The sequence below is a fragment of the Pantoea sp. Ap-870 genome, assembly GCF_011752515.1.
Classification (GTDB): Bacteria; Pseudomonadota; Gammaproteobacteria; order Enterobacterales; family Enterobacteriaceae; genus Pantoea; species Pantoea dispersa.
The window spans coordinates 1,117,929-1,134,871 of sequence record NZ_VWXG01000001.1 but is presented as its reverse complement, the minus strand read 5'-3'; the positions used below and the strand labels follow the sequence as shown (position 1 = coordinate 1,134,871).

Here is a 16,943-nt window from a genome sequence, read left to right as displayed (position 1 = left end):
TTGTTCGTCAGGTCGAGGCGACACACATTGAGGGTGACGCTGCTGCCGGGGAATGAAACCTGAGGGTGTAGCAGGACATTTGTGATTAACATCTTACTTACATCATTAACATCCCCTTTTTGCTGGCTATCGGTTATGGGGTGAATCTATAGTCAATTTACTATGTAAAACTGTGTTTTATCTGGTGCAACTCATAGCTTAGCCGATGAGGCATGCCAGCAGCGTTACAGACCTGATTTAAATCAGGCAGTTAAGAGGGGATACTATGGAGATTGTTAACGCACCGCATCTGCCTGTCAGAGAGCATTGGCTGGCACTGCATCATGAGCCCGCATTGATGCCCGACCTGCCGATGGTCGATGCGCATCATCACTTATGGGACTGCCAGTCAGGGCGTTATCTGGCGCCTGAATTCAGCCACGATATCGAAACGTCCGGCCACCGGATACTCTCCACCGTCTACATTCAATGCCGTTCAATGCTGCGCCGTAACGGACCGGAGGCCTTCAAACCCGTCGGTGAGGTGGAGTTTGCCAGCGGCGTTGCGGCAATGTTTGACAGCGGCCATTACGGCGCGGCGGCAGGCTGTGAAGCGATTGTCGGCGGTGCCAGCCTGCTGGCTGGCGATGACCTGCTGCCGGTGATTGAAAGCATGACGGAACGTTCAGGGGGACGATTACGCGGGATGCGTAATCCGCTGGCCTGGCACGATGACCCACGCGTGGTATCCAGTCCCGTGACGCCGCCCGCCGGTCTGGCGGCCAGTGCCGCATTCCGGCGCGGTGCCGCATGCCTGGCCCGCAAAGGACTGTCGCTGGATGTCTGGGTTTATCACACCCAACTCGATGAAATCGCTGAGCTGGCACGGGCGCTACCCGATCTGCAGATTATTGTGGACCATTGCGGCGGGCCGATCGGTAGCGGGCCGTATGCCGACAAACGGGATGCCACCTTCCAGGAATGGAAAAAGGCCATCATTGCGCTGGCGGCGTTGCCAAACGTGAGCATCAAAATCAGCGGTTTCGGCATGACCGTCATGGGCTACTCCTTCGCCCAGCATGCCATACCGCCGGACTCTCAGACGCTTTCGCAGGCCTGGCGGCCGCAGTTTGAAACCCTGGTTGACGCGTTTGGCGTCGGGCGCTGTATGTTTGCCAGCAACTTCCCGGTCGACAAAGGGATGTTCAGCTACGGCGTATTCTGGAATGCCTGTAAAAGGCTGGCTGAGCACGCTTCGCCAACCGAAAGAGAACAGCTGTTCTGGCGCACCGCGGCTGCACGCTATCGCTTATCCTCCCTGGAGAATATGGATGAATATCAAATCAAGACTGCATGAAGCGCCTCCCCTGGCGCAGGATGAGTCCGCTGCAGCGATCTCGTATACATCGGCAGAAAAAAGGACGCTGGCGCTGGGCGGGTTAGGGTGGACGTTTGAAAGCTATGACTCGTTTTTGCTCTCGCTGTTACTACCGGTACTGGGCGTGGTATTTGATGTCAGCAAAACAGAACTTGGCGTGTTTATCAGCACCACGGCAGGCGGGCAGATTATTGGTGGCATTCTTTTTGGGCTGGTTGCCGATAAGATCGGACGCGTCAGAACGGCCTTCATCTGTATCGCCATCTATTCACTCTTCTCCGGACTGCTGGCGTTCTCCCACAATCCTCAGGCGTTTGCTGCGCTGCGATTCTGCGGTGCGCTGGGTATGGGCGGCATGTGGACGTCAGGAGCGGCACTGATCGCCGAAACATGGCGTCCGGAGCGTCGTGCACGCGGTGGCGCGCTGATGCAAATGGGGTTACCGGTGGGGGCGATTCTGGCGATTGGCCTGACGGCGCTGGTGACGGCCCTGACCGGCGGGCTGGAAAACGGCGGCTGGCGCTACCTTTTCATGATTGGCGCACTGCCGGTGTTTATCATGATGGTCATTGCTTATATCACGCCTGAATCACCTGTCTGGCTGGCGCGCCAGCAGGAACGCGCTCACCGCCAGAACAAAACGGCAGGTACCGGCAAAATCAACCTCAAAGGATTGCTGCTGGCATTTACCTTTATCTTTTTCATTCAGTACCTGTTCTGGGGCGTATTCACCTGGACGCCAACCTATCTTCGTGAAGTTAAGCATCTCGATTTTCTTCACAGCCTGAAATTTGTGCTGGCACTGCAAACCGGTGCCATTGCTGGCTTCCTGGTGTTCTCACTGCTGGCCGATAAGTGGGGGCGCAGGCCGATGTTTCTGCTCTACCTATTTATCGGTGCGGTGGCGGTCGGCATGTATCTGGCGACCACTCAGCCGCTGATTCTGATGGTCGCCATCTTTATGGCAGGTTTTGGCGTAAACGGTATTTTTGCCGGCTCCGGTCCTTTCCTCGCCGAGATCATTGGCGACACGCAGTCACGCGGCTTTTTGATGGGGCTGGCGTATAACGGCGGGCGCCTGGGCGGCTTTATCGCGCCGCTGCTGATTGGCTTTGTGGCCAGCGTTGGAGGATTCACCGCCGGGCTGGCCACCACGGTGATCGCCTTTCTTGCCGCGATGGTGGTGGTCTGGTTAGCGCCAGAAACCAAAGGCGTGAAGTTGCAGTAAGCTGTGCACCTGTCGCGCAATCGGCAGGTTAAAACCTGTGACACGGTTGAACACCTGACGCGCTGTCAGGTGTTCAGCCAGTTGTGTGGTATACCCACCGTAGCCAGAATCATCACCGCAAAATCCTGCACCACATCGCGGCCACGCCAGGTGAGCCCGCGCACAAACCTGGACAAAACATCAGGTTCGCCGGCGCGCTAATTGCCTGATTAGCCTGGCTTGCTGGAGAAGTGCCCAGGTGACGTCGGGCAATCTCACATAACAGGCGCGTGCTTTACTGCGTATAACCGGGTCTGATTACCCTCATCAAGGAGAACACCATGATAAACAGCCTGCGCACCGTTACGCTGCTGGCGGCAATGACGGTGAGCGCGCCACTGCTGGCGCAGACCTTTGTGTACGTATCCGCCGCCGACGACGGCACCATCGCGCGCTATACGCTGGACGCGCGCAGCGGCGCTTTGCAGCTGCTTGGCCACACTGAGGCCGGGAGAAAAGTGATGCCGATGGCGCTCAGTGCGGATCACAAAACGCTGTACGCGGCGATTCGCAGTAAACCGCTGCAACTGGCGAGCTGGCAGATTGACTCGCAGAGCGGCGAGCTGAACAACCGGCACACCGTGCCGGCTGCGGCCAGTTACCCCTACATCAGCACTGACCGTCAGGGACGCTTTCTGCTGGGGGCCTCATATGACGGCGACGTGGTGCAGGTTTACCGCCTGACGGCCAGCGGCACCATCGCTACGCCGCCGGTCGGCAGCTATAAAACCGGTCATGCGGCGCATTCGGTGATTGTCGATGCCAGCGGTCGTCACGCTTATGTGGGTAATCTTGGCACCGATCGCGTGCTGCAGCTCCGGCTGGGCGCAGACGGCACGTTGAGCGCCCTCGGCAAGGGGGAGGTAGCAACCGCCGCCGATAACGGTCCGCGCCACTCGGTGTTGTCGCCGGATAATCGCTATCTGTACAACATTGGTGAAATGGGCGGCATCATTACCCAGTTCCGGCGCGAAACCAGCGGCGAGCTGGTGAAAGTGGCGGAAACGCCTAACGCGGTGGCGGCGCAGTATCATCTGCAACATGGGCGTGAACGGCCGCCGGGTTACAGCGACAGCACGCCGCGCATCTGGTCAGCGGATATCCAGCTGACGCCGGACGGGCGTTTTCTGTATGTCAGCGAGCGCACCAGCAGTACCGTGAGCGGTTATCGTGTTAACCAGCAGGATGGCAAACTGACGCTGATCGGCAGCTGGCCGGTGGAGAAACAGCCGCGCGGCATGGCGATCAGCCCCGATAGCCGCTGGCTGGTGGTGAGCGGTGAGAAGAGTGCGGTTATTGGCAGCTACGCGATTGAGGCGCGCAGCGGGGCGTTGCAGCGGGTGGGCGAGGCGCCAGCCGGCCGGGACGCGAACTGGGTGACCATCGTCAGCTATTAAAATGATCGGGCGCAGGAAACTGCGCCTTATTACGCGAAATTATTTTATGGATAGCATCGTCTGGCAGTAAAGTGTGATCTGCGACACATTTCTGCCGCTGAAGGCAGATTGCTGCTTTCTGCGGCAGTGACAGCGCAGATATCCCGCCGGCGACCCGCCAGTCGCTGCGTTCGATTAGTTTCCTTAAAGCATTCTGTGCCTGATGTCAGGCGTGTATGAACACCGTTTTCGATTACGAAACAATTTGTCGTAGTTATCGGGATGAGTGCCCGCCAGATTCTGGCAGGATACGCCGCACTTAGCGCCTTCTGGTCTCCGTGACATGCAGTGGTTTTCGAAAAACGCCGTTTTTTTTGCCGTAAAAACCTGTCTGGCCGCCTTTCTGGCATTGTATCTGGCTCTTGAACTGAATGTTGATCGTCCCGCCTGGGCGCTGACCACGGTGTTTGTTGCATCGCAGCTTTATTCGGCCTCCACCATCTCCAAATCGCTGTTCCGCCTGCTCGGCACGCTGCTCGGTGGCGTCTTCATCTTTTTTATCTTTCCGCTCACCGTAGCGCATCCGCTGCTGTTCAGCCTGTGTATCTCACTGTGGGTGAGCCTGTGTCTCTATCTGTCGCTGCACGACCGCACGCCGAAAAGCTATGTTTTTATGCTGGCGGGCTACAGCGCCGCGATTATGGGTTTCCCGGAAGTGACGACGCCGCTCGGTATCACCAGCACCGTGCTGTCGCGTATTGAGGAAATTACTTTAGGCATTGTCTGCAGCAGCCTGGTGCACGCGCTGTTGTTTCCGGTCTCGATGCGCAGTCTGCTGGAGCAGAGCGTCAGCCAGTGGTATCTCAACGGGCGCAAGCTGTGCCGCGATTTACTCTCTGGCATTTCCGCTGACCGATCGCCAGAACGCGACGAAATCCTGACCCGTATGGCCACTAATCCGCAGCAGGTCGAGATCCTGATTACCCATTGCGTGTACGAGGGCGACGCGGCCCGGCGGCTGATTCGCCTGGTCAGCACGCAGTATCAGCATCTTTCATACTTAATCCCCACGCTGACGGCGATTGAGATGCGGCTGCAGCGGCTGGCGGCGCGCCAGATTGCCTTTCCTGCCTGGGTTGAGCAGACCCTGCAGCAGTTCCTGCTGTGGCTGAATGACGGCGAAGCGGTGGGCGATGTCATTGGCATTCAGCTGGAACTGAGCCTTTGTCAGGATCGGCTGAATGCGGCGTGGCGCAACGGCGAATTGTCTACCGAACACTGTCTGCTGTTTACCGGCCTGCTGGAGCGGCTGGTGGATTTTGTGCGTATCGCCGGGGCTTACCAGAGCGTGGGCGGGCTGGTAAGCGATCTGTCAGGCGACACCACGCTGGCGCGCGGTAAACGCACGCATCGCTTTTTCGACAAAGGACTGATTCGGCTCTCGGCGCTGACGGCATTTTGCGCCACCTTTGGCTCCTGTCTGTTGTGGATGGCGACCGGCTGGCGCGACGGAGCATCAGCGCCAGTAATGGCCGCGATTCTCAGCTCCTTCTTCGCCAGCCTCGATACGCCGCTGACCTCAATGAAGCTGTTTATTCGTGGGGTGATCGTGGCGATCTTTATCAGCGTGATTTATGTCGCGCTGCTGCTGCCGCAGGCAACCTCGTTCGAGGCGCTGATCCTCTGTCTGGCTCCGGGTTTGCTGCTACTCGGGCTGATGATTGCGCGACCGGCCAGCAACATGATCGGTCTGAGCGTGGCGATTCAGATCCCCGGCTTTATCGGGCTCGGACATCATCTGAAACCCGATCTGGTGCTGCTGGTGAATAACGCGATTGCTTCGATGGCCGGCGTGCTGTTTGCGGTGATCCTGACCGCGCTGATGCGCAATAAGCGGCCATCGTGGACTGCGCGCCGCGCCGTGCGTCACGGCCTGCGTGAACTGCTGCGCTTTATTAAGGAGATTGAGCGCAACGGCTCATCGCTGCTGGGACGCCAGCGTTTTATTGGCCTGATGCTGGATAAGGTCAACGTGGTGCTGCCACGCCTGCACCTTGATCCGCAGTCCGATATGGCGCCGGCGGGAATGCTGCTGACCGAAGTGTGGCTGGGGGTCAATAGCTTTGACTACTACGCGCGCCATCAGGCGCTGCTGAGCCGTTATCAGCTGGACAGCGGGCAGATGTTTCACGAGCTGGGACTGTTTCTCAAGCGCAGGCTGAAGTCGCTGCAGACGCCACCGCATGAGGATTTGCAGGAGGAGCTCGATGTGCTGCTGATGCAGCTGGAACAGCTGGCGCAGCGTGACGAGGCGCTGATGCTGCCGCTGTTTCATCTGTTCAGCATCCGGTTATACCTGTTTCCGCAACTTAGCTGGCCGGTGGCGACGCCGCGTCAGGCCGAACGCCTGCAGCAGCATCGTTACCGCCTGCAGGCTTAGCCATACCAGCTGTAGCCTTTCGGCACGCGGGAAAAACCGGTGGCTTTCAGGGCCGGTAGCAGCGATGACTGGCTGGCCGGCTGATCGTCCACCCGTTCGAGAATGAAGCTGTGGGTTTTCTCCCGGCGTAAGGCCTGGCCCAGCGCCACGATGGCGGCCTGACGTTGGTCCTCAGAGATGTCGCCAAAAGTTAACAGCTCTTTACCACCCGGCGGCAGCCACAACATAACGCGCCCATTGCCAATCACCACCAGTGCGCCGCTGCGGCGGGTAGGCCGCACGCCACCGACGCTGAGCGGCCACGCCAGCTGCACGCCAAAGGGATTGGCGGGATCCAGCACCGCCAGCGCCACCGGCGGGTGCGTGGCCTGCGCGCTGCCGAGCTGGCGCAGCCGGTCGATGGCCGGATTTTCAGCAAACTGCGCGCCGCCCATACCAGCAACAAAGCGGCCGCGCAGCAGCCGTCCGGCATCCTCCATACCGCGCAAGAGCGGCTGCAACGCCGGAAAGCCGCCGGGAATCTGCTCTGCCACGGCGGCACCGCGCGTGATCACGCCAAAGCGGTCGAGCATATTTTCAGTCAGCGCCAGGGCGCGTTCGGTATCGGCCAGCGGCTGCCGCACAATCAGCGACCAGCGTCCGGCCATGCTGTTGAGCGAGGGCTGCGCAGCTGCACTGCGGCTGGCCGCGAAACTGGCCCGACTGTGGCGACTGCGCGCAGGACGGGCCGGGCGTGGACGCGGCGTGTGGCTGGTGGTGCTGAGCTGGCGCAGCGCGGCCCAGGTATCCATGGTCAGATAGCCGCGCCATACCAGTTCCCACATCGCGGCAAAGACTTCGCCGGGATCGACAGCATGTTCAGGCTGCGCCATCACGCGCGGCAGCAGCTCGCGGGCGAACCAGCCGCCACCGTCCTGTAACTGCGCCACAATCGCCTGCTGCAAAGGTGACAACGTCACATTCTTACCCTCATCAGGCACCGGTAACGTTTCACTGGCAAACTCACTCAGGTGCAGGGAGACCAGTCCGTCCTGCGCGCCAGGTGCCCGCTGGCCACTCCAGATGACTTCACCGGAAGAGAGCAGCTCATCCAGCATCGCTGGCTGATAATCACGCACCCGCGCCGGCAAAATCTGGCTTTCCCACAGCGAAACCGGCAGCGCCACGCCAGCCAGTTGTTCAATCACCCGCACCACGCCGTTGATACCGGCAAAGGCGCCCTGCGCCGCAGCTGCCGCGACATCGCTCAGCAATCCCTGCCGCTCAAGCAGAAAAGCCACGTACGCCGGCGCTTCGACCGGTCGGGTGGCCTCACGCGCCGCCTGCAGCGATCGCACTCGCAGACGACGGAACACGCTTTCCGCTACCCACTGCGTTGACGCATCGACCGCAGGCGAGAGGAAGTCGCCTTTCAGTACGCGTTGCTGCTGACACAGCTCTTCCAGCGTGTGGTCGACCACGGCGCGGCCCAGACCAAAACGGGCGGCGATTTGCAGACTGGTGGCGACAGCGTGGGTGCGCAGATAGCGATTAAGTAAGTCATGCAGCGGACGGGCCACCGGCGCGAGCAGCCCGGCGGGCAGATCAGCTGGCAGCGCCGTGCCCAGCGCGTCGCGCAGCCGCACGCCATCTTCGGCGACAGCCCAGCGCGCCTCTGCCGCAATCGTAACCTGAATGATGCGTTGCGCCTGTTGCAGCGTGGTTAGCAGCGGCATCAGCGCCGCCTCGCCGTTGTAGCGCGCCGTGATTTCCGGCACAGTAAGCGGCCCCAGCTCGCGCAGCAGATCAACCACGGCTTCCTGAGTGCTGGCCTGATAATCGGGGACGGTGCGCTGAAGCTCCTGCTCAATGCGTACCACCACCTCGGGCGCCAGCAGCTCGTGCATCTCAACCTGGCCCAGCAGATCGCTCAGCAGCGTGCTGTCGAGCGCCAGCATTGAGGCGCGCCGCTCCGCCTGCGGCGCATCGCTGGCATACATGAATTCAGCGACATAGCCAAACAGCAGCGGCGCAGCAAACGGCGAGGGCGTGTCGGTGGTGACGTCAGTCAGCTTAACCTCGCCCTGTTGTATCCGCGCCATCAGCTGATGCAGCGCCGGCAGGTCATACACGTCCTGCAGACATTCACGCGCGGTTTCGATCAAAATCGGGAAATCGTCGAACTGCCGCGCTACTTCCAGCAGCTGCCCGGCACGCAGCCGCTGCTGCCACAGCGGAGAACGTTTACCGGGATTGCGGCGCGGCAGCAGCAGGGCGCGCGCGGCGCATTCGCGGAAGCGGGCGGCAAACAGCGCAGAATGTCCCACCGCAGCCGTCACCTGTCGCTGGAGTTCGTCCGGCGCAAACAAAAACAGTTCAGCGCCTGGCACCCGGCCTTCGCTGTCAGGGAAGCGCGCGACAATCCCATCATCGCTAGCGACCAAGGCCGGATCGAGGCCCATCTGGCGGCCAATCCGCTCAGCGATGGCCAGCGCCCATGGCGCATGCACACGCTGACCATAAGGGGAATGCAAAATCACGCGCCAGTCGCCGGTTTCATCGCGACAGCGCTCAATCAGCAAATTGCGATCGTCAGGCACCAGGCCTGTGGCGGCAATCTGTTCGTCGATGAGCGCACGAATGTTGTGTCGGGCATTGGCGTCAAGGTTGTCGCTGCCGGGCAACACCCCGCTGGCGGCATGTCGCAAATAGCGGCCAATGGCTTCGCCGAGTGTCGCCGAACGCCCGAGACTGTCGCCGTGCCAGAAGGGCAGGCGCGCTGAGCGACCGGGTGCCGGCACCACTACCACCTGATCATGCGTAATTTGCTGGATGCGCCACGAGGTGGCGCCAAGCGTGATGATGTCGTTAATCCGCGACTCATACACCATCTCCTCATCAAGTTCGCCGACCCGGCGCGCACCGGACTGTTCTTCGCCCTCCGGCAGCATCACGCTGAACATCCCGCGGTCCGGAATGGTGCCACCGCTGGTGACGGCCAGATGCTGCGCGCCCGGGCGACCGCTTAAGGTTTGCTGTTGTCGATCCCAGATAATGCGCGGGCGCAGGTTAGCAAACTCGTCCGAAGGGTAGCGGCCAGACAGCATATCCAGCACCGCATCGAAGGCGTTACGCGGTAACGTTTTGAACGGATCGGCACGGCGCACCTGTTGATACCACGCCTCGACGGACAGGGTGTCCATGGCCGCCGCCGCCACCGTATGCTGGGCGAGAATATCGAGCGGATTGTGTGGCAAAGCGATAGCATCCAGTTCACCTGCCAGCATTGCGTCCACCGTCACGGCCGCATCAACCAGATCGCGGCGCGTGCGCGGCCAGATAATGCCTTTCGGCGTACCGCCGACCTGGTGACCGGCACGGCCAATACGCTGCAGCGCGCTGGCCACCGAAGGCGGTGCCCCGACCTGAATCACCAGATCGATATCGCCCATGTCAATTCCCAGTTCAAGACTGGATGTCGCCACCACGCAGCGCAGTTCGCCGGCTTTCAGGGCGTTCTCAATCTCCAGCCGCTGCTCTTTCGACACTGAGCCATGATGCGAACGGGCAATATACGCTTCAGCAGGCGTGGCGCGTTTTTCGGTTCCACCGCTAAAAGAGCCATAGGCGAGGGCGGGCTCTGTTACGCCCTGTTCCGGCGCGGCTCGTCGCGCATACAGTTCGTTGAGTCGTGCGGTGAGTTTTTCCGCCAGCCCACGCGAATTGGTAAACACCAAAGTCGCGCGATGGCGCAATACCTCATCCAGAATGCCGGCTTCAATATGCGGCCAGATGGAACCGGCGGCGAGGCTGCTCTCCTGCGCGGCGCGCGCATCGGGACGCTGCTGGATGTCCGTCATGTCCTCTACCGGCACAGTAATTGTCAGCTGCAGCGGCCGCTGCGCCGGCGGGTTGACGATACGCGTAGCGCCCGCGCCACCGAGGAAAGCCGCCACCGCTTCTGGCGGTCGCACAGTGGCCGACAGGCCAATGCGCTGAGCAGGCTGCGCTAGCAATACATCGAGCCGTTCCAGGCTGAGCGCCAGATGGGCGCCGCGTTTACTCCCGGCTACCGCGTGTACTTCGTCAATAATCACGGTTGAGATGCCGCGCAGCGTTTCGCGGGCTTTTGACGTCAGCAGCAGGAAAAGCGATTCCGGGGTAGTAATCAGGATGTCCGGCGGCCGGCGCTGCAGCTTTGCCCGTTCGGCGCTGAGCGTGTCGCCGGAGCGCATGCCGACCTCCAGCGTGATGTCCGCCTCACCTAATTCCGCGCGCTGAGCGGCAACGCCCGCCAGCGGTAGCGCCAGGTTACGCTGCACGTCAGCCGCAAGCGCTTTAACCGGTGAAATATACAGAATGCGCGTCTTATGACTGCGCGCTACGGGTTCGTCACGGCTGCGCTCGCGAAACAGCGCGTCGATCGCATGCAGAAATGCCGCGAGCGTTTTGCCGGAGCCGGTTGGGGCAATGACCAGGCAGTGTTGTCCGCTGGCGATGGCGTGCCAGGCTTCCTGTTGTACGGGGGTCGCCGCCGGGAAAGTGCGGCGAAACCACTGTTGCGTGGCCGGGGTGAACAGTGAAAGCGCTGAGGCTGGCATCCATGACTCCTGCAATCTCGTAAGGGCGATCAGCAGTGTAGCGTGCCGCAGCGTTTACGACATTATCAGAATATTGCCGATGAGGGCGGCGCGAAAACACGCGCCGCAGCACTAGTATGCGACAACGTCACTGAGGGTAAACCGAGTCGGCCAGTTTCCCGCGTCGATCAAAGCGACGTGCGGCCAGCCACAGCAATGCGGTAACAAACCAGCCGATGATCCATGACACATCGTTGCCGGCAAAAATCCACGTCAGGGAACCATGATGCAGCGGGTTATCAATGAACGGCAGCTGTACCAGCACTCCGAGGAAGTAAATAATAATGCCGGCCCAGTTCCAGCGACCATAGCGGCCATCCGGTTGCGACAGCGCGGGCACATCGACTTTCCCTTGGGTAATCAGATAAAAATCCGTCAGGCTGATGGCGCTCCACGGCACAAAAAAGGCCAGCAGGAACAGCAGGAAGTGGGTAAATGATTTGAGAAACGCCGGTTCGCTGAGCAGCGCAATGATGCAGGAGATCGTGACCATCAGCACCACAAACAGGATACGTCCGCCACGGCTGATCGCGGTTTGCTGGCGAAAACCGGAGACAATGGTGGTCAGCGACATAAAGCTGCCGTAGGCATTGAGCGTGGTGAAGGTGATTTTGCCAAAACAGATGGCGAAGTAGATAACCATCGCCATGGTGGCGCTGCTGCCCAGCCCGACGATGTAGCCCACTTCATTACCGGAGAACGCTTTACCCGCAATTGCAGCCACAATGACGCCGAGCGTCATGGATGCCTGCGTGCCCAGCACGGTGCCAAAAAACACCGAACTGAACAGCTTTTTCGCGGAGACATCCACCGGCAGATAGCGCGAGTAGTCCGACACATAAGGGCAAAACGCAATCTGCCATGACGAGGAGAGCGATACCGCCAGCAGAAAACTGGCAACGCTGAAGTGCTGATTTTGCCAGACGGCCGCTAAATCGTGGCTGGAGAGTAGGGTGATGAACAGGTAAACAAACGCCAGCACGCCGATGACGCTGGCCACTTTGCCGAGTTTATGAATCACCCGATAGCCGAGCACCGCAATCACGATGATGATGGCGCTGAAGATGATCATGCCGGCTGCATTGCTGACGTTGACCAGCTTCGCCAGCGCCTGGCCGGCCAGTACCGTGCCGCTGGCCGAGAAGCCCACATACATAATGCACACCAGCACCAGCGGGATCACCGCGCCAAACACGCCAAACTGCATACGGCTGGTGATCATCTGCGGCAGGCCAAGTCGCGGGCCCTGAATCGCGTGCAGCGACATGATGGCCGCGCCGACGATCTGTCCCACCAGTAGACCGACAATCGACCACACAACATCGCCACCCAGCACCACCGCCAGCGCACCGGTAACAATGGCGGTAATCTGCAAATTGCCACCAAACCACAACGTGAACTGGCTGAACGGATGCCCGTGACGCTCGCTGAGCGGGATGTAATCAATGGAACGTGTTTCTGACAGGCGCTGTTTCTCTGCACCTGAATAATCTGCGGCAGGTATCTGAGCGGACATAGTTTCCTCGCTGGAACGGCTAAAGGTGGTTAGTCATTGATTTTTCTTGTTAGTCAGTAGTAAATGTCACGAAACATACATGTATATACATGTAGCGATATTGTCACGAGGTTGATAAGGTTACAAGCTGGCCGGTCATTGGAAATTGTGATGACGCTGGCAATGTTGTCCGTTAATGTCAGGAGCCTGGCCGGTAACGGACGCGCACAAAGGCGATGATGCGCTAACTACAGACCCACTAACTGTGGCGATCAGGACAACCCGGGGAGGGAATCATGCAGGCAGTGATTGAAACAGAACGCTTACGACTGGAACCTTTTGCGCTAAGCCACCTCGCCGGCTTGCGCGCGATGGATGATGACCCGGAAATCATGCGTTATATCAATGAGGGACAGGTGAAGAGCGAGGACGAGACGCTGGCGACCATTGAGCGCGTGCAGCAACGCTGGCAGCGCTATGGTTTTTCCTGGTGGGCACTGCGCGAGAAGAGCAGCGATGACATCGTCGGGGCGGCTTGTCTGCAGCATCTGGCCCATCAGGAACAGGCGCCGCTGGAAATTGGCTGGCGACTGTTGCGCAGCAGTCAGGGGAAAGGGTATGCCACCGAAGCCGCTACGGCGATTGTGCAGTTTGCTACCGGGCAGATTGGCGTGGATTATCTGGTGGCGGTGGCACATCCGGAAAACCTTGCATCCCATCGGGTGATGCAGCGGCTGGGTATGCGCTATCGCGGTATCGAGCAGCATTACGACCAGCCCTGTGTGGTTTATGAACTGGATATGAAGAGTGCCCCAGCGCATTCGTGAGGCAGGGCGCGCACCTCTGGTAGCGGCGCGATTTATCACGCAATAAATTGCGCCGCTATCAAACATGCACCCGGTAAGGGTGCGCTCAATACCCTGGTACGTGCGCGGCTTTCATGATCAGATTTGCCACCGCCTGCGGCTGGGAAATCAGCGACACATGGCTGGCCTTGAGTTCGATGGTCTGCGCATGCATGCGTTTCGCCATAAAGCGCTGCAGATCCGGATTGATAGTGTGATCCTCCATCGACACCGCATACCAGCTCGGTTTGCTATGCCAGGCCGCCATGCTGGTTTTCGCCTGGGTAATGGCTTTACCCATCGGTTGCTGAACGGCGTAATAAGCCCGCGCTTCGCTTTCCGGCAGATCGCCGGCAAAGTCGTGGATAAACGCCTGTTCACTGAGCGCCCCGAAACCGTCGTCACGCCACTTCAGGCCAGCGGCAACCGGTGCTGCAGGGAACTTTTTGGTGAGCGCCGGATAATCTTCACCGGCCTCCGGCGCGCGCGCTGCGATGTACACCAGCCCCTTCACTTCAGGTTCATCGCCCGCCTGGCTGATAACCATGCCGCCATAAGAGTGCGCAACCAGAATCACCGGTCCGTTCTGCTGTGCCAGCGCGCGTTTCACCGCCGCCACGTCATCATTCAGCGACGTCGTTGGGTTTTGCACCGCGGTGACGTGCAGACCTTTCGCCTGCAACAGTGGGATGACTTTTCCCCAGCTGGATCCATCAGCGTACAGGCCATGGACCAGCACAATATTTTTTACTTCCTGCGGCGCGGCAGCGCTGTCGGCGTGCGCCAGTCCGGCACTCAGGGCAGAGATTACCAGCGCCGTCAGCGCCGTGATTTTGCGTAATGTCATGATCGGTCCTCATAATTAATCGGGTTCATGCACCACTGTAAGCGCCGGGGACCAACAATCCGCTGACGTGGAAATGACAAAAAAATGACAGCGACACGATGTGGCAGCGGAGGATTTAAAAGTAATAAAAGCAGAGGATTAGCCGTGACTCGGAGCATAGCCGCTATGCTTGATAAGGATGAGACCCGACCAACCCGAGAATCTCTCAAAGGAGTGCTGAATAGATTATGCTGTTGCGCAAGAAGAAAATCCGCTCTCACAGCGAAGACCGCCTGCTGGCGTTAACGCTGGCCACCACGGCCGGTATCCTCAACGCCATGGCGTTTGGCGCATTTGGTTTTTTTCCTTCCCATATGACCGGCAATACCTCGCAAATTTCGGCAGAGGTGAATGGTTCTGACCTGCACGATCTGCTGTTTCTGGCCGTGCTGATTTTTGCTTTTGTCTGCGGTGCCATGCTGGCGCGTTTGACGGTAGCTTACGGCCTGAAGCGGAATCTGCGCACCGTTTACTGTCTGGTGCTGCTGGCCGAGGGTATTTTCCTGCTGCTGACCTCCCTGGTAGAAATCCTGTGGTATTCCGAACGAAACAACGGCGAAATTCTGGTTACGCTGAGTTTGCTGATGGGCATCCACAACTCAACCTCGACCCAGCTTTCTTCCGGTCGTGTTCGCTCCACGCACGTGACCGGCACACTGACCGACGCCGGCATCGCGTTAGGCTCCTGGCTGCGCGCATCCTTCAGTCAAAGCGAGGCCGCCGATCGCGATGGCCATCGAACCGTGCTTTTTACTCATCTTGTTACGATCTTCTCATTTCTTTCCGGCTGCGTTGTCGGTTATCTGCTGTTCAGGCACCTTGGATTTGAAGCGATGGCGGGGTTGGGCATTGTGCTGGCGCTGATCGCCGTCGGTGGCATCGCCAGAACCCTGCATTTAACCGGCATGCGATTTTGGTAACACCGACGAAGATTTGTCCGATTTGAAGCAGGTGGATTAAGTGCACATAAATACCACTTTTTGTTGGTATTCATGTGCACTTGAAAGTGCAGAGCTAATCATGTACACATGAATACTCTATAAATAGGGTTTTCCCGTAGACTTATTATGAACAAAATGACGGCAATCGAGCGGCTTAACGCGTTTGACAGGCAGGGGCGCTATGTCTTTGCTGTTCGTGATTTAGCCAAAGTCTTTTATGACGACAGTGACAAGGCTTTCAATGCTGGCCTGAACCGTCTGGTGAAGGACGGCATCCTGCAGCGCGCCAGCCGTGGCGTCTATGTTTACGCCTATGCGAGAAGTAAAGACGCTTACACGCTGGAAAGAATCGTACAGACGTTGCGCAGAGGAGAATACAGCTACCTGAGCCTGGAATCGGCGTTATCGGCTTACGGTGTAATTTCACAAATCCCGATGGGGCGTCTTACCGTTATGACCACGGGCCGTTCTGAAGAACACATTACGCCTTATGGCGTGATCGAATTTACGCATACCAAACGTTCGCCTGAACAAATTTTGCAGGACACCATTTTGGGCGAGTCACCTTTGCGCCTGGCAACCAAAAAAGCCGCACTGCGCGATTTACGTCGGGTGGGGCGTAATACGCATCTGATTGATGAGGCGGAAATGAACGATGAATCAGAAAGTCAGTTTCACTGAACTGGTCTCTAAGGTCATGGCTTCAGCGCAACTCGAGGGTATGCGTAACGTAGTGGAAAAAGAGCTTTTACACTACGACATCCTTTACTGTCTGGATAAAGCGGGTCTGCTGCAAAATCTGACGTTCCAGGGCGGTACCTCTTTGCGGCTATGTTATGACGGCAATCGGTTTAGCGAGGATCTGGATTTCGCCGGCGGCATCAACTTTTCCGGTGCAGATTTAAAAAACATGAAGGTCTGTATCGAAGACTATCTCGGCACGCGTTACGGTTTAGAAGTTACGGTCAAAGAGCCGGCAGAACTTCGCCGCCAGCCCGGCTATGAAGAGATTAGGGTCGATAAATGGCAGGTCTCCGTGACGACAGCACCCGAAAAACGCGATATGCCTAAGCAACCCATCAAAGTCGAAGTTGCTAATATTCCCGCTTACAGTCGCAAACCGTTGCCGCTGAGCCGCAATTATCCGGTGTTGCCGGATGGCTACAGCGATACGCTGGTGATGTGTGAAAGTCTCGACGAAATCATGAGTGATAAGCTTATTTCTCTGGTTGCGACCACCAAATATCTTCGTTATCGCGATGTCTGGGATTTACCGTGGCTGATGCAGCAAGGCGCTGCGTATGATGTGGGCTGGATTCGGCAAAAAATCGAGGATTACCGGATTCCTGACTATGAAAAGTTATTAAAACAACGACTGGCTGGTATCGAAAACATCGTCAAAGACGGACGTTTTTACAACGAGATGCGCCGTTTCATACCCCAGCAGGTATTTGCCAGAACGCTGGGACGTGCAGAATTTACCGATTACATCGCCGAACGTTTGACCTCGCTGTTGCAAAGATTGCAGCGAGATTTAGCAGGAAAACGACCAGACGACGCCTTCAGAATGTAACAGCGACAGCTGGCCCGGCGTGCAGAGGAGATAAAAGAGCAGGGGACGGGCGCTGTCAAGCCGGCAGCACGCTCAGGAAGCGGATTTTTTTGTTAATTTGCCGTCTGGTTTTCTCACAGGCGCTATAACTTACTATTCCTGCTT

At 58.5% G+C, this 16,943-nt stretch carries 11 protein-coding genes; 8 read left to right on the top strand and 3 right to left on the bottom strand.

Annotation, left to right across the window (positions count from 1 at the left end; translation table 11 throughout):
* The first annotated feature begins 265 nt into the window (after window positions 1–265).
* From F3J41_RS05505 to F3J41_RS05490, 4 genes are all read left to right on the top strand, one after another.
* Entirely contained in the window at window positions 266–1,336 is a 1,071-nt protein-coding gene (locus F3J41_RS05505) for an amidohydrolase (RefSeq protein ID WP_166710154.1), read from the top strand.
* Window positions 1,311–2,585, top strand: coding sequence for an MFS transporter (locus F3J41_RS05500; protein ID WP_058758564.1), 1,275 nt, complete (start codon window positions 1,311–1,313; stop codon window positions 2,583–2,585). The genes F3J41_RS05505 and F3J41_RS05500 overlap by 26 nt, the downstream gene beginning before the upstream one ends.
* A 320-nt stretch (window positions 2,586–2,905) precedes the next feature.
* Entirely contained in the window at window positions 2,906–4,021 is a 1,116-nt protein-coding gene (locus F3J41_RS05495; RefSeq protein ID WP_166710152.1) for a beta-propeller fold lactonase family protein, read from the top strand.
* A 322-nt stretch (window positions 4,022–4,343) separates the two neighbouring features.
* A complete protein-coding gene (locus F3J41_RS05490; protein WP_166710150.1) occupies window positions 4,344–6,440 on the top strand; it encodes an FUSC family protein in 2,097 nt (698 codons plus the stop codon).
* Here the strand turns inward: F3J41_RS05490 and F3J41_RS05485 are convergent.
* Both F3J41_RS05485 and F3J41_RS05480 read right to left on the bottom strand, forming a co-directional pair.
* A complete protein-coding gene (locus F3J41_RS05485; RefSeq protein WP_166710148.1) occupies window positions 6,437–11,020 on the bottom strand; it encodes an ATP-dependent helicase in 4,584 nt (1,527 codons plus the stop codon). The two genes, F3J41_RS05490 and F3J41_RS05485, sit on opposite strands and share 4 nt — an antisense overlap.
* Window positions 11,021–11,147: 127 nt before the next feature.
* Window positions 11,148–12,575, bottom strand: a complete 1,428-nt coding sequence (locus F3J41_RS05480; RefSeq protein WP_136545671.1) for a cytosine permease — start codon at window positions 12,573–12,575, stop codon at window positions 11,148–11,150.
* 275 nt (window positions 12,576–12,850) lie between these two features.
* Between F3J41_RS05480 and F3J41_RS05475 the strand changes: the two genes are divergently transcribed.
* A complete protein-coding gene (locus tag F3J41_RS05475) occupies window positions 12,851–13,381 on the top strand; it encodes a GNAT family N-acetyltransferase (RefSeq protein WP_058769804.1) in 531 nt (176 codons plus the stop codon).
* A gap of 85 nt (window positions 13,382–13,466) precedes the next feature.
* Here F3J41_RS05475 and F3J41_RS05470 read toward each other — a convergent pair whose 3' ends face one another.
* Window positions 13,467–14,246 (bottom strand): alpha/beta hydrolase, encoded by a 780-nt coding sequence (locus tag F3J41_RS05470; protein WP_136545672.1) that lies wholly within the window; start codon window positions 14,244–14,246, stop codon window positions 13,467–13,469.
* 227 nt (window positions 14,247–14,473) lie between these two features.
* Between F3J41_RS05470 and F3J41_RS05465 the strand changes: the two genes are divergently transcribed.
* The 3 genes from F3J41_RS05465 to F3J41_RS05455 all read left to right on the top strand — a co-directional run bounded on the left by F3J41_RS05465 (window position 14,474) and on the right by F3J41_RS05455 (window position 16,799).
* Window positions 14,474–15,205 carry a YoaK family protein gene (locus tag F3J41_RS05465; protein WP_058758557.1) on the top strand — a complete coding sequence of 244 codons (732 nt, stop codon included), beginning with the start codon at window positions 14,474–14,476 and terminating at the stop codon, window positions 15,203–15,205.
* 147 nt (window positions 15,206–15,352) lie between these two features.
* Window positions 15,353–15,907 (top strand): type IV toxin-antitoxin system AbiEi family antitoxin, encoded by a 555-nt coding sequence (abiEi, locus tag F3J41_RS05460; protein WP_059008831.1) that lies wholly within the window; start codon window positions 15,353–15,355, stop codon window positions 15,905–15,907.
* The gene (locus tag F3J41_RS05455; protein ID WP_059008829.1) at window positions 15,882–16,799 is read left to right on the top strand and encodes a nucleotidyl transferase AbiEii/AbiGii toxin family protein; all 918 of its coding nucleotides are present in this window, start codon (window positions 15,882–15,884) and stop codon (window positions 16,797–16,799) included. Before abiEi ends, F3J41_RS05455 begins: the two co-directional genes overlap by 26 nt.
* Window positions 16,800–16,943 lie beyond the last annotated feature (144 nt).

Bases quoted from the DNA above. Each gene is read 5' to 3' on its own strand.
- F3J41_RS05475 (WP_058769804.1), top strand. From the start codon at position 12,851: ATGCAGGCAGTGATTGAAACAGAACGCTTACGACTGGAACCTTTTGCG.
- abiEi (WP_059008831.1), top strand. From the start codon at position 15,353: ATGAACAAAATGACGGCAATCGAGCGGCTTAACGCGTTTGACAGGCAG.
- F3J41_RS05465 (WP_058758557.1), top strand. From the start codon at position 14,474: ATGCTGTTGCGCAAGAAGAAAATCCGCTCTCACAGCGAAGACCGCCTG.
- F3J41_RS05505 (WP_166710154.1), top strand. From the start codon at position 266: ATGGAGATTGTTAACGCACCGCATCTGCCTGTCAGAGAGCATTGGCTG.
- F3J41_RS05485 (WP_166710148.1), bottom strand. From the start codon at position 11,020: ATGCCAGCCTCAGCGCTTTCACTGTTCACCCCGGCCACGCAACAGTGG.
- F3J41_RS05490 (WP_166710150.1), top strand. From the start codon at position 4,344: ATGCAGTGGTTTTCGAAAAACGCCGTTTTTTTTGCCGTAAAAACCTGT.
- F3J41_RS05480 (WP_136545671.1), bottom strand. From the start codon at position 12,575: ATGTCCGCTCAGATACCTGCCGCAGATTATTCAGGTGCAGAGAAACAG.
- F3J41_RS05455 (WP_059008829.1), top strand. From the start codon at position 15,882: ATGAATCAGAAAGTCAGTTTCACTGAACTGGTCTCTAAGGTCATGGCT.
- F3J41_RS05470 (WP_136545672.1), bottom strand. From the start codon at position 14,246: ATGACATTACGCAAAATCACGGCGCTGACGGCGCTGGTAATCTCTGCC.
- F3J41_RS05495 (WP_166710152.1), top strand. From the start codon at position 2,906: ATGATAAACAGCCTGCGCACCGTTACGCTGCTGGCGGCAATGACGGTG.
- F3J41_RS05500 (WP_058758564.1), top strand. From the start codon at position 1,311: ATGAATATCAAATCAAGACTGCATGAAGCGCCTCCCCTGGCGCAGGAT.